The sequence below is a fragment of the Novosphingobium sp. genome (assembly GCF_036803765.1).
In the GTDB taxonomy this organism is placed as follows: domain Bacteria; phylum Pseudomonadota; class Alphaproteobacteria; order Sphingomonadales; family Sphingomonadaceae; genus Novosphingobium.
The window spans coordinates 22,288-34,649 of the sequence record NZ_DAIRTS010000030.1 but is presented as its reverse complement, the minus strand read 5'-3'; the positions used below and the strand labels follow the sequence as shown (position 1 = coordinate 34,649).

Here is a 12,362-nt window from a genome sequence, read left to right as displayed (position 1 = left end):
GGCTCGTCCGGCGTGGCGAAGCGTTCGAGCCACTCACCGTCGAGTTCGGCATTGTTGCGCCGGCCGCTGCCGTCGAGCCGCGCGGTCTGGCGCTGGCGGGCGGCGGCGACGCGCGCGGCGACCTCGGCCGATCCCTCGGCGGGCGGCGGCAGGGCGAGATCGGCGGCGGAGACCGGGTCGACCTCGACATGCAGGTCGATGCGGTCGAGCAGCGGCCCCGATACGCGTGACTGATAGTCCGCCGCGCACTTGGGCGCCCGGCTGCAGCCCAGCGCCGGGTCGCCGAGATGACCGCAGCGGCAGGGGTTCATCGCCGCCACGAGTTGCACCCTCGCCGGGAAGGTGACGTGGGCATTGGCGCGCGCAACCGTGACCTCGCCGGTCTCGAGCGGCTGGCGCAGCGAATCGAGCACCGGGCGCTGGAATTCGGGCAATTCGTCGAGGAACAGCACGCCGAGGTGCGCGAGGCTGACCTCGCCAGGGCGCACGCGCAGGCCGCCGCCGGTGAGGGCGGCCATCGAGGCCGAATGGTGCGGGCTGCGAAACGGGCGGGCGCGGCTGATCCGGCCGTCTTCGAGCGTACCCGCCACCGAGGCTACGAGCGAGGTTTCGAGCGCCTCGGACGGAGTCAGTTCGGGCAGGATGCCAGGCAGGCACGCGGCCATCAGCGACTTGCCCGCCCCGGGCGGTCCGATGAGCAGCAGGTTATGCCCACCGGCCGCGGCGATCTCGAGCGCGCGCTTGGCGACCTCCTGGCCCTTCACCTGGCGCAGGTCCGCGCCGCGCACCGGGGGCAGGGCTTCGCCGGGCGCGGGCGGGGGCAGGCGCTGCGTGCCCTTCAGGTGATTGAGTAGCGAGATGAGGTCGGGCGCGGCGATGACGTCGATCCCGCTTGCCCAGCGCGCCTCGGCGCCTTGCGGGGCGGGGCAGATCAGGCCCTTTTCGGCACCGCTGGCATGGAGCGCGGCGAGCACGACGCCGGGGCTGGGGATGATCCGTCCGTCGAGCGCCAATTCGCCCACCGCGACATAGTCCGCGATCGTCTCGCGATCGACCACGCCCATCGCGGCCAGCAGCGCCAGCGCGATCGGCAGGTCGTAGTGCGAACCTTCCTTGGGCAGGTCGGCGGGCGAGAGGTTGATGGTGATGCGCTTGGGCGGCAGGCTGAGGCCGAGCGCGGAGAGGGCCGAATGGACCCGTTCGCGGCTTTCGCCCACCGCCTTGTCGGGCAGGCCGACGACGCGAAAGGCGGCAAGGCCAGGCGCGACCTGGCACTGCACCTCGACCGGGCGGGCTTCGAGCCCGAGATAGGCAACCGTGGCAACCAGCGCGACCATGGGGCCAAGCGTTGCCGCCGCGCCCCGCACCTCACAAGGGGGCGCGGGGCGATGCGGTCAAAACGGTGCAGTCTGTGAGCGGCGTGTATGCGGCTCAGGCGATCCCGGTCAGGGCCTTGAGATCGGCTTCGGGACGCGCGCCGTAGTGCGAGATGACTTCGGCCGCGCAGACCGCGCCGAGACGCAGGCATTCCTCGAGCGCCAGGCCGCGGACGTGGCCATAGAGGAAGCCGGCGGCGAAGAGATCGCCCGCGCCGGTGGTGTCGACCACGCGCTTGATCGGCTCGGCCGGGACATGGGCATCGGCGCCATCGCGGCGGGCATGGGCGCCCTCGGACCCGCGCGTGACCACCACCGTCGGCACCTGCGCGCAGATCTTGGCCATGCCGGTGTGGAAATCGTCCTCGCCGGTCAGCGCGGCCAGTTCGTGCTCGTTGGCGAAGAGGATGTCGATCTCGCCATTGGCGATCAGCGCGCGGAAATCGTCACCGTGGCGCGAAATGACGAAGGCGTCGGACAGCGTGAAGGCGACCTGCGTGCCGGCAGCGCGCGCGGCGGCGATGGCCTTGCGCATCGCGGCGCGCGGTTCCTCGGGGTCCCACAGGTAGCCCTCGAGGTAGAGCACGCGCGAGGCGGCGATCATCGTTTCGTCGAGCGCGGCGGCGGGGAGAAACTGCGAGGCGCCGAGGAAGGTGTTCATCGTGCGCTGTCCGTCGGGCGTGACGAAGATCAGGCACTGCGCGGTCTGCGGCTGGCCGGCGCGCGCGGCGGTGTCGAACGCGATCTGGCCGGCGCGGATGTCGTGCGCGAAGACGCGGCCGAACTGGTCGTCCGCGACCTGCCCGATGAACGCACAGTCGGCGCCGAGCGCGGCGAGGCCGGCGAGGGTATTGGCGGCCGAACCGCCCGAAATCTCGCGTGCCGGGCCCATCGCATCGTAAAGCGTGGCGGCGCGGTCGGAATCGACGAGCGTCATGCCGCCCTTGGCGAGGCCCAGCGCGGCAACCTGGTCGTCGGTGGCGGGGGCCATGATGTCGACGATGGCATTGCCGATGGCGATCACGTCGAAACGGCGCGGGGCGGGGCTGGCGGTCATGGTATCTTTCGCAAACGGATGGAAAGCCGGCGCCTACCCGCCCCAGCGTTTGGTCGCAAGGCCGGTTGCATCGCGCCCGCTCCAGCGCCATCACCCGGCGATGATCGCTCGACCCTCGCGCCTGGCCGCCCCGTCACCTGTCCCGCTACCCGCAATGCGCGTCGCGCGGTGGGCACCCTGGGGCATGGCTGGCGTCCTGGCTGCCCTGCTGAGCGGATGCGGCGCGGTGCCGGCCGGCCGGCCACCGGCTCATGCCCCCGCGCATGTCGCGGCTCCGCGTCCGGGCCGGCTCCCGCCGACACCCGCACGGCCAGCGCCGACGGTGCAGTCGATCAAGGGGCTCGAGGGCGTGATCGGTGCCAATGCCGAATCGCTGACCCGCCTGTTCGGCGCGCCGCGGCTCGACGTTCGCGAGGAAGACGCGCGCAAGCTGCAGTGGTCGGGTACCGCCTGCATCCTCGACGTCTATCTCTATCCGCCGCAGTCGGGCGGCGCCCCCACCGCGACCTATGTCGATGCGCGGCGGGGGGATGGACGCGAGGTGGACAGGGCTGCCTGCGTGGCGGCGATGAAGCGGCCCTGACCCTCGCGTCGCTGTTCCGTCAAATTTGACCAGCCGAGGGTCGGCCGATCAGATCTGCCACCACTTGCGGCGTGCGACCGCGACCGTGCCGGTGGGGTTCCCGTCGATGTCGGTGACCGGTTCGGTCACCACCGTGCCGCGCGGCACATCGGCCATGGCCTCGGCGCGGCCCTCGGCACGGGCGGCGCGCATTTCGGCGTCGCGCGCTGCGGATTCGCGATCGCGCTTGGCGCGCAACCCGTCATAGCTCCATGCCACCTGGCGATGGGCGAACAGCGCCAGCAGGCCACCGGTGATGGCAAGGTTCTTCAGCGCTTCGACGACCTGCAGGTGATCGAGCAGGTTGTGGTGGAAGAACAGGATGGTCACGAGCGTGAAGCCGGCGAGCAGCACGGCAAACAGGCGCGTCGCCACGCCGAAGGCAAGGGCGAGGCCCGCGATCAGTTCGAACAGCCCTGCGGGCAGCGCGAGATCGGGCGAAAGGCCGACCGCGGTGAGCGCGGCCTGCGCGCTGCTCACGTCGAACAGCTTGCCGAGGCCGGAGATGATGAAGAGAAGCGAGAGCAGGATGCGTCCTGCGAGCGCTGCAATCGTGTTCATGGTTTACGCCTTTTTCGTGCCAGTGACCGCCCCGTGATGGGCAATCAATGGCGCGGATGGCGCTCGGTTCCGTTTTCGGCTCCGGATGGGACCATTTGGGCCTGCCCTTGCGGACAGGCCGATGGCGCGGTCACAAGCGAGGCAACGTGACCCCGCGCTGGCCCATGTATTTGCCGGCGCGGTCGGCATAGCTGACCTCGCACGGCTCGTTGCCCTGCAGGAACAGGAACTGGCACGCGCCCTCATTGGCATAAATGCGCGCGGGCAGCGGCGTCGTGTTGGAGAATTCGAGCGTGACGTGGCCTTCCCAACCGGGCTCGAGCGGGGTCACGTTGACGATGATCCCGCACCGCGCATAGGTCGACTTGCCGAGGCAGATCACCAGCACGTCGCGCGGCACGCGAAAGTATTCCACCGTCCGGGCCAACGCGAAGGAATTGGGCGGGATCACGCAGACGTCGGTCTTGCGATCGACGAACGAGTTGCTGGCAAAATCCTTGGGATCGACCACCGCCGAATCGACATTGGTGAAGATCTTGAATTCATCGGCGACGCGCGCGTCGTAGCCATAGGACGACAGCCCGTAGCTGATGCAGCCCTCGCGGCGCTGGGTCTCGACGAAAGGCTCGATCATCCCTTCGGTCAGGGCCTTGTTGCGGATCCACTTGTCGGAGAGAATGGCCAAGGCCGGTCCTTTTGTCGGTGCGGGAATGCGTCTGGAAGATCAGCCGAGATAGGCCGGGCCGAAGGCGCGCGGCAACAGGAATGATAGCCGCTCCTCGATCACGATGCCGTCGCCACCCGCGCTCAGCACCAGCGGATCGGTGCCGCCGAGCGCGCCCTGCTCGTGCAGGACCTGGCGGCAGCGCCCGCAGGGGGTGATCGGCTCGCCATCCACGCCTTCGGGGCCGCCGGCAACCGCCACGGCGACCAGCCCGCCGCGCCGCCCGGCGTGCGCCGCGCTGGCACAGGCTACCGTCTCGGCGCAGAGCGACAGCCCGTAGCTGGCGTTCTCGACGTTGCAGCCCGTGACGACCGAACCGTCGGCAAAGAGCAGCGCGGCGCCGACGGTGAAGTGCGAATAGGGGGCATAGGCCGTCTCGCGCGCGGCACGGGCGGCGGCGATCAGGCTGGCGCGGGCGGTTTCGTCGATCACGGGTGCATTGTTCATGGGAGGGGCCGTCATGGTTGCACCACCACCCAGCGCAGCGGGCCGGGGGCGGCGGAGGAATGGTAGCGGTCGGTGGCGGTCCACATCACGAAGGGGCGGCCGGCGTATCCGGGGCGCAGGTAGTCCTGCCGCACCCAGATGTTGCGATCGATCACCGCGGCCAGATGATAGCGGCTCTCGACCCCGCGCGTGAGCATCAGGATCGCAGGCTTGCCCGCGTGCTTCTCGACCTGGTTGAGGAACGTCGTCAGCTCGCTTTGCAGCGCGGCTTCGGTCGGCGGCTGGGGGCAGCTGCGCTGGTCGATGTCGAGCGCCACCGCGGGCGGCAGCAGGGCATCGTCGCGCGGCACCATGGTGACGAAGTTGGCGGCCTGGCGATCACCGGGCGCGCACAGGTCGTAGACGTGCACCGCGCCAAGCTGCAGCCCGGCGGTGCGAGCCTGCTCCAGCGCCTCGGTAAAGGCATCGTCACGCCGGTCGGGCCCTTCGCTGGCGGTGAGATAGGCGAAATCGGCACCGTCCCCTTTCGCCAGGCGCCAGTCGATCGGGGTGTCGTGCACGTCGGCCCACACGCCCTGCACGGGGAAAGCCTGCCGGTCGGGCCGCCACACCCGCGATTGCCACCACAGCAGCCCCGCACCGACGAGCGCCGCCAGCAGCAGCGCCGCCAGCACGCGCCGCAGCGCCGGATTCTTGCGTTTTGCCATGGCGAGACTCGGAGTGTTCCTGACGAGAGCGGAAGGTCGGGCGCGGCGCATAGGGCATGGGGTGGGACCGGTCAAAGCGCGAGCCCGAAATTCACTTCATGCTGACCGATTCTTGGCTGGCTTATTCCCCGCCGGTCTGCGCCAGCACTACCGCGGCGAAGATCAGCAGCGCGACGAAGGCAAAGACCAGCAGCGCCATGGTCCGCCATGTCGCGCCCAGCCGGCCGAGGGCATAAGTGCCGCGAAGCTGCCGGTACATGTGCCACGGCGGCACGAACAGGAACAGGATCGGCGCGCTGCGCCAGCCGGCGGACTGGGCGAGCATGACCACCACCGACAGCAGGGTCATGAAGCAGAGCGAATAGGTGACGAACACGGTGTGGTCGTAGAGGTGGTAGCGCCGGCTGAAGGGGAACAGCAGCCACAGCAGCGGCACCGAGATCGGGATCAGCGCCCAGCTGTATTTGTAGGTGTACGACTGCAGCTTGTACATCGCGAGGCCGGGGTTGGCGCGGAACGTCTCGAGCAGGTGCGAGACGATGGGAATGTCGCTCTTGACGGTCGCGCCCGCGATTTCGTCCTTGGACGGGGCCATGCTGTCGATCACGACGAGCGCGGTCGATTGCGCATCGATCGCACTGTCGATGGCCTCGGTGCTCTGCTTGTCGCGCACGAGCTGCGCGCGCTGCGCCTTCAGCTTCGCCAGCTTCGCCTCGCCCTCGTCGCGGGCCTGGGCCAGGGACTTGCCGTCGGGTGAGGGATTGAACGTCCATTTCGCGGCGCCGCTGGTCTGGTGGAACACCGCGAACATCAGGAACACGCTGAACAAAAACAGCGCCAGTGGCGAGACATAGCGGACGCGCTGGCCGTCGATATAGGCGCGGGTCAGGCGGCCGGGCTGCCACGCCAGTTGCGGCAAGGTGTGCCAGATGCGCCCCTCGAAGTGGAAAACCCCGTGGAGAAGGTCGTGGAAAAACGCGCCGAGCGTGCGGTGGACGTGCGCGGCCTGCCCACAGGCGTGGCAATGGCTGCCGACCAGCGTCGTGCCACAATTGAGGCAGGCGGTCTCGTGCGTGTGGCCATCGTCGCCACGCGCGGTCACGGTATTCGTCACGGCAAAATTTCCCCCGTCTTGCGCGTGCCAGACTGCGACAGCCGCGCCGGCCGTGCAACCCTGCGTCCTGCTTTACGGTCGTTTAACCCTGTTGCGGCAGAGCGATGGGACGGGATCTTTTCGCAACCACCAAGGGGGCATGCGGGCGTGCACGGCCCACGCGACAGTCTGGGATTGGGCGGCAGCGCCTTCGGCAGCACCGGCGGGTCCGGCGCGGCCCCCCGTGCCTTCGCGCGCACCGTGGCCGCGCCTGCGTTCGGCCAGCGCCGCGCCGCCATCATCGGCCGCACAATGCCATCCGCCGCCGTGGTGCCCGATTCGCTCCTTCCAGCGCCTGATCCGACGCCTCGGCCCGATCACGCCTGGCGGTTGTCGGCGCATCCGCTCGCGCGCCGCTGGCTGCGCGCCTGCCTCGCGATGGAGCGGGCCGCGTTGCGCTGGTTGCCGGTCCACGATCTGGCCCAGGATATCGGCAGCAAGCGCTGGCTCCATGGCGCCGCGACCTGCGCCGTGCTGTGCGCGGGCGCGCTGACGCTGTGGCCGGCCTTCGCGCCGTTGCAGGCCGCGCCGCTCGTCACGCTGGACGAGACGACCGCCACCGAATTTGCCGCGCAGGGGCTGCGACCGCTGCGGGCCGGGGCCGGAAACGGCCGCCACTTCGCCGCGACACCGCTGGTCACCCGCCTCACCGCCGCGCCCGAGCGCGCCAGCATCACGATGACCGCGACGCTCGGGGCGAACGATACGCTGGCCCGCATGTTGCAGCGCTCCGGGCTCGCCCCGAGCGATGCCGTGCAGGCGGCCGGGCTGCTCGACCGCGCCGTGCCGGCGGGCACGATCGCACCGGGTACGCGGTTCCAGATGACGCTGGGCGCCCACGCCAGCCCCTACGACCCGCGCCCGCTGCAAAGCCTCAGCGTCCGCGCGCGCTTCGACCTTGCGCTCGATCTCGTACGGCAGGGCGGCGGACTGGCGCTGACGCGGCGGGTGATCCCGGTCGACACCACGCCGCTGCGCCTGACCGGAGCGGTCGGCAGCAGTCTCTATCGCTCCGCCCGCGCGGCCGGTGCCAGCCCGGAAACAGTCCAGGCCTACCTGCGCGCGATCGATGCCGCCCTGCCGTTCGAGGCGATCGCGCCGACCGACCGCTTCGACATCATCGTCTCCGCCCGGCGCGCCGCCGACGGACAGGGGACGCTGGGCGATCTGCTCTATGCCGGGGTGACGCGCGATGGGCACCCGCGCGCCCAATTGCTGCGCTGGGGCGAGGGCGGCGGGTTCATGAGCCCCGAGGCGATGACGGGGAGTGGCGCTCGCGCAGCCGATGCGGGGCTGCTGGCCAGCCCGGTCGCCGGCAACATCACCTCGGGCTTCGGCTATCGGCGCCATCCGATCCTGGGCTACGTGCGCTTCCACGCCGGGCTCGACATTGCGGCCGCCTGGGGCTCGCCGATTCACGCCGTGACCGATGGCGTGGTCAGCTTCGCCGGCTGGCACGGCGGTCATGGCGAATACGTGCGGCTCGATCATGGCGGCGGCATCGCCACCGGCTATGGCCACATGAGCCGCATCGCCGTGGCGCCGGGCACGCGCGTCGGCCGCGGCCAGGTGATCGGCTACGTCGGCTCGACCGGTCTGTCGACCGGCCCGCACCTGCATTACGAACTCTATCGCGGCGGGCAGGTGGTCGATCCCGGCTCGATCCGCAGCGTGGTGCGCACCAGCGCCGTCGATCCGGCACAGCTGGTCGCCTATCGCGCCCGGCTCCAGGCGCTGCTGGCCTTGAAGCCGGGCGGTGCGCTGCATCCTGCCCGCTGAGCATGGGCCACCGGCCGCGTAGCCGTTGACGCTGTTCGCCCCGCTCCATAGAGCCGGACGCGAAAGGCGGACGGGCAGTTGGGCAGGCGCAGGCGCAAGGGTTTGGAATTGCTGGATCGCGGTGCGGTCCTGTTCATCGGCATCGCCGTGGGCACCGTGCTGGGCCTGTCGCTGCGCACCGGCGGCAAGCCGCTGCGCGCGTTCATGGACGACGCAGCCACGCCTCTCGCCGGGGCCAGCGCCGGCGCTGGTGACGTAGCGGCAGCCATGGCGCCCCCGCGTCTCGATGCATGCGGCAGCGCCTTTCCGCGCAGTGCCCGCGTCGATGCCGCGCTGGCCGGCGGGCGCGGCCTGCACATCGGCGTATTCGGCGATTCGTTCGGCGATGGTGTCGCGGCGGCGACCGAGCAGGCCTTTCGCAAGCAGCCGCGCGTGACCGTCCATGCCTTCAGCCACGAGGGCACCGGCTTCACCCGCTATCGCACGCAGGACCTCCTCGCCGATGCCCGCGCGCGCATCGCCGCGCAGCCGATCGACATCGCGATCATCAGCATCGGTGCCAACGATACGCAGGGCCTGTTCGTCAACGGCCATGCCGCCCCGTTCATGGGCCAGGCCTGGCAGGATGCGGTGGGCGGACGGATCGGCGACCTCGTGCGCCTGTTCCAGCAGCGCGGCGTGGCGGTGGGCTGGGTCGGCCTGCCACGCATGCGCGATGCCGATTTCGACCGCGATATCCAGGCGATCAACGCGTTTCAGGCACGGGTCGCATGCAAGCTCGGCGTGCCTTATGCCGACAGCGTGCCGCTGACGCAGGATCGCAACCGCCGGTTCAGCCAGCGGCTGGATGATCCGGTGACGCATCGCGAATACCTCGCCCGCGCCAGTGACGGCAAGCACATGACGTTTCACGGATACGAAGTTATCAGCCGGCCGATGACCGCGCCGATCCTGGCGCTGTTCGCCCCGGCATCGCCGCCGCCCGCGCCGCAACCAGGGCAGGGCGATCACCCGGTAGCGCCCCCGACGCCGAAACCGGTGCGCGCGGCGCATTCTGTGCCCACGGCGAAACCAGCGCCCCGACCCACTCCAAGTCCCACGCCATCATCCGCCGAGACGCCGCGCTCCACGCCGGCACCAACGGGTTCTGCCCCGTCCACAGGATCGCCCACAGACGTGCCAACAGGGTCATCGACAGGGTTGTCCACAGCGGCTTCCCATGCGGGAGCGACGCAGTGAGACGTTTCCTAGGCATGGCCACGCTGACGGCGACGCTGCTTGGCGGGCCGGCGCACGCACAAGTGACCGCGCCGGTGCCAAGCCCGGGTCCCGTGATGCCCATGGCCCCGAGGACGGTGCCCGGGCAACTCGCCAATGCCCGCGCCATTGCACCATTCCTGGCCCAGCTGATGCAGCGCGACCCGGCGGCGGTGCTGTCGGTGGTGCAGATCGGCGACAGCCATACCGCGGGCGACATGATCACCCAGGGCCTGCGCCAGAGCCTGCAACTGCGGCTCGGCGGCGCCGGGCGCGGCATGATGCCTGCGGGCAAGCCCTATCAGGGCTATCTCAGCTGGGGCATGACCGCGCGGCAGGGCGGCGAGTGGCAGGGCAATGCGCTGTTCGGCCCGCAGCGGCGCGGCGACGGCGCGGCGCTAGGCTTCTCGGGCTTTACCCAGACCGCATCGATGCCCGGCGCGGCGATGAGCCTTACCGCCGACGGCCCGGCCACCCGGTTCACCCGCTTTACGCTGTGCGGCGTGACTGGCCCCGAGGCGGGCGCGGTGAGCGTGACGTTCGACGGCATGCCGGCTGAGCCGATCAGCCTGTCGGCGCCGGTGTCGGGCGGGGCATGCTTCACCCGCACCGCGACCGTGCCGGTGACGCAGGCCGTCGTCGCGACGCTCGATACGCGGCCCGTCAGCCTGACCGCGTGGGAGACGCGCACTGGCACGCCGGGGGCGATCGTCGCCAATCTCGGCGTGGTCGGCGCGCGGCTCATGCATCTTGCGCGCGCCGACGATGCCATTGCCGGCGCCGAACTGGCCGCGGCTCGGCCCGACCTCGTCATCATCGCCTTCGGCACCAACGAGGGGTTCGATCCCGCGCTGCGGCTCGACGAGACCGAGGCCGCGCTGCGCGTCGCGGTTGCCCGCGTGCGCCGCATGGCCGGCGCACAAGTGCCGATCCTGCTGCTCGGCCCGCCCGATGCCGCCAGCAACCGCCCCGCCGTCGCGCTGCCCCAATCGGCCGATACGGTCGCCTGTGCAGCGGGCTGGTCCGTGCCCGGCCACCTCGCGCAGATGCGCACGCTCGAGAGGCGCATGGCCACCACGCTTGGCGTTGCGTTCTGGGACTGGCAGGGCGCGATGGGGGGCAGTTGCAGCACGATGGCCTGGACCGCCGCGGGCCTGCAACGTGGCGACCACGTTCACTTCTCGCGCGATGGTGGTCGCATGATCGGCGCTGCCCTCGCGGCGGACCTGTTCGCCGCGGCCGCCGCGCTGCCTGCCCGACAGCCCTGAGCCCGCGCCCGCCGTGCTCTTTCCTACGCTGACCTTCCATGTGTTCTTCCTGCTGGTCTTCGCGGCCAACCGGGCGCTGGCGCGGCTGCGCGGTTCGCTGGCGGACTGGCGGCGCATCATGCTGCTGGTCGCCTCGTGGATCTTCTACGGCTGGTGGGACCCGCGGTTCGTCGGGCTGCTGGTCGTCAGCTCGGGCTGGAACTGGCTGTTCGGGCGGTTGCTCGCCAACCGGCCCCCCGCGCGATCGCACGCGCGTCTGGCGCTGCTGTGGCTGGCGGTCCTCGGCAACCTCGGCGTGCTCGGCTGGTTCAAGTACGCCAACTTCCTCGCCGACCAGGCGGGGTTCAGCCTCGGACAGGTCGTGCTGCCGGTGGGGATCTCGTTCTTCACCTTCCAGGGGCTCAGCTACGTCATCGACGTCTATAACGGTCGCACCCGCCCCGCGCGGCTGCTCGACCTGACGCTGCTGATGAGCTTCTTCCCGCACCTTGTCGCGGGGCCGATCGTGCGGCCGGCGCATTTGCTGCCACAGCTCGCGCACCCGCCGCGGCTCGGCCGACAAGAGGCGGCGGCCTGCCTCGTCCTCATTCTGTGGGGCACGATCAAGAAGGCGGTTATCGCCAACGACCTGTCGGTGGGGCTGGTCGATCCGGTCTTTGCCAATCCCGCCGGGCATTCGAGCGCCGACCTCGCACTCGCCGCCTATGGCTATGCGGTGCAGATCTATTGCGACTTTTCCGCCTACACCGATATGGCGATCGGCCTGGCGGGCCTCCTCGGCTTCCGTTTCCCGCGCAACTTCGACCAGCCCTATCGTGCTGCCAGCCTGCAGGACTTCTGGCGGCGCTGGCATATCAGCCTGTCGAGCTGGCTGCGCGACTATCTATACATCGGCGCGTTCGGCGGCTCGCGCCAGGCGCTGTGGCGCACCTGCCTCGTGCTGCTGGGCACGATGGTGCTCGGCGGGCTGTGGCACGGGGCGAGCTGGAACTTCGTGATCTGGGGCGCGCTGCACGGCGGGGTGCTGGTGGTCGAGCGCCTGTGGCAACAGCTGCGACCCCAAGCCGCGCCGCGATTGCCTGCATGGGCGGGGGTGCTGGTCACGTTCCACATCGTTACGCTGGGATGGATCTTCTTCCGCTGCACCGCCTTCGATGGCGCGGTGGATTATATCGCGGGGATCGCGGCGCTGCGCGGCGGGACCGCGACGATGGCGACGCCTTGGGTGCTTGGCCTGATCGCGGCGGGCATGGCCTGCCATTTCGGCCCCCCGCGCGCGGTGCAGCATATCGCACGCCGGATGGCAGCATTGCCGGGCTGGGCGATCGGGATCGGCGGTGCGCTGCTGCTATTGATCATCGAGGGCCTGCGCGGCGGCGGCGTTGCGCCCTTCATCTATTTCCAATTCTAG

Annotated in this window: 12 protein-coding genes; 5 read left to right on the top strand and 7 right to left on the bottom strand. The window is 70.2% G+C overall.

Going from position 1 to position 12,362, the window contains the following annotated elements; all coding sequences use genetic code 11:
* Together V7Q48_RS16050 and V7Q48_RS16045 are read right to left on the bottom strand one after the other, a co-directional pair.
* Positions 1–1,337, bottom strand: a 1,337-nt coding sequence (locus V7Q48_RS16050; protein WP_333839625.1) for a YifB family Mg chelatase-like AAA ATPase, incomplete at its 3' end; no start/stop codon positions are given.
* Positions 1,338–1,431: 94 nt separating this feature from the next.
* Entirely contained in the window at positions 1,432–2,433 is a 1,002-nt protein-coding gene (locus tag V7Q48_RS16045) for an adenosine kinase (protein WP_333839623.1), read from the bottom strand.
* Positions 2,434–2,617: 184 nt separating this feature from the next.
* On the opposite strand from V7Q48_RS16045, the gene V7Q48_RS16040 reads away from it, so the two are divergent.
* Entirely contained in the window at positions 2,618–3,016 is a 399-nt protein-coding gene (locus V7Q48_RS16040) for a hypothetical protein (RefSeq protein ID WP_333839621.1), read from the top strand.
* Positions 3,017–3,064: 48 nt separating this feature from the next.
* On the opposite strand, the gene V7Q48_RS16035 is transcribed toward V7Q48_RS16040, so the two are convergent.
* The 5 genes from V7Q48_RS16035 to V7Q48_RS16015 form a co-directional block, all read right to left on the bottom strand.
* On the bottom strand, positions 3,065–3,616 hold the full coding sequence (locus tag V7Q48_RS16035; protein ID WP_333839619.1) for a DoxX family protein: 552 nt from the start codon (positions 3,614–3,616) through the stop codon (positions 3,065–3,067).
* Between the two features lie 130 nt (positions 3,617–3,746).
* On the bottom strand, positions 3,747–4,301 hold the full coding sequence (gene dcd / locus V7Q48_RS16030) for a dCTP deaminase (protein WP_333839617.1): 555 nt from the start codon (positions 4,299–4,301) through the stop codon (positions 3,747–3,749).
* Between the two features lie 39 nt (positions 4,302–4,340).
* A complete protein-coding gene (locus V7Q48_RS16025) occupies positions 4,341–4,787 on the bottom strand; it encodes a cytidine deaminase (protein ID WP_333839615.1) in 447 nt (148 codons plus the stop codon).
* 11 nt (positions 4,788–4,798) lie between these two features.
* Positions 4,799–5,494 (bottom strand): glycoside hydrolase family 25 protein, encoded by a 696-nt coding sequence (locus V7Q48_RS16020; RefSeq protein ID WP_333839613.1) that lies wholly within the window; start codon positions 5,492–5,494, stop codon positions 4,799–4,801.
* Positions 5,495–5,615: 121 nt separating this feature from the next.
* On the bottom strand, positions 5,616–6,608 hold the full coding sequence (locus V7Q48_RS16015; protein WP_333839611.1) for a DUF3667 domain-containing protein: 993 nt from the start codon (positions 6,606–6,608) through the stop codon (positions 5,616–5,618).
* A gap of 147 nt (positions 6,609–6,755) precedes the next feature.
* Between V7Q48_RS16015 and V7Q48_RS16010 the strand changes: the two genes are divergently transcribed.
* The 4 genes from V7Q48_RS16010 (at position 6,756) to V7Q48_RS15995 (ending at position 12,362) form a co-directional block, all read left to right on the top strand.
* Positions 6,756–8,426 (top strand): M23 family metallopeptidase, encoded by a 1,671-nt coding sequence (locus tag V7Q48_RS16010; RefSeq protein ID WP_333839609.1) that lies wholly within the window; start codon positions 6,756–6,758, stop codon positions 8,424–8,426.
* A 102-nt stretch (positions 8,427–8,528) separates the two neighbouring features.
* On the top strand, positions 8,529–9,665 hold the full coding sequence (locus V7Q48_RS16005) for a DUF459 domain-containing protein (RefSeq protein ID WP_333839607.1): 1,137 nt from the start codon (positions 8,529–8,531) through the stop codon (positions 9,663–9,665).
* A 14-nt stretch (positions 9,666–9,679) separates the two neighbouring features.
* On the top strand, positions 9,680–10,951 hold the full coding sequence (locus V7Q48_RS16000) for a GDSL-type esterase/lipase family protein (RefSeq protein ID WP_333839605.1): 1,272 nt from the start codon (positions 9,680–9,682) through the stop codon (positions 10,949–10,951).
* Positions 10,952–10,964: 13 nt separating this feature from the next.
* Complete coding sequence (locus V7Q48_RS15995; RefSeq protein ID WP_333839603.1) at positions 10,965–12,362, top strand: MBOAT family O-acyltransferase; 1,398 nt, start codon at positions 10,965–10,967, stop codon at positions 12,360–12,362.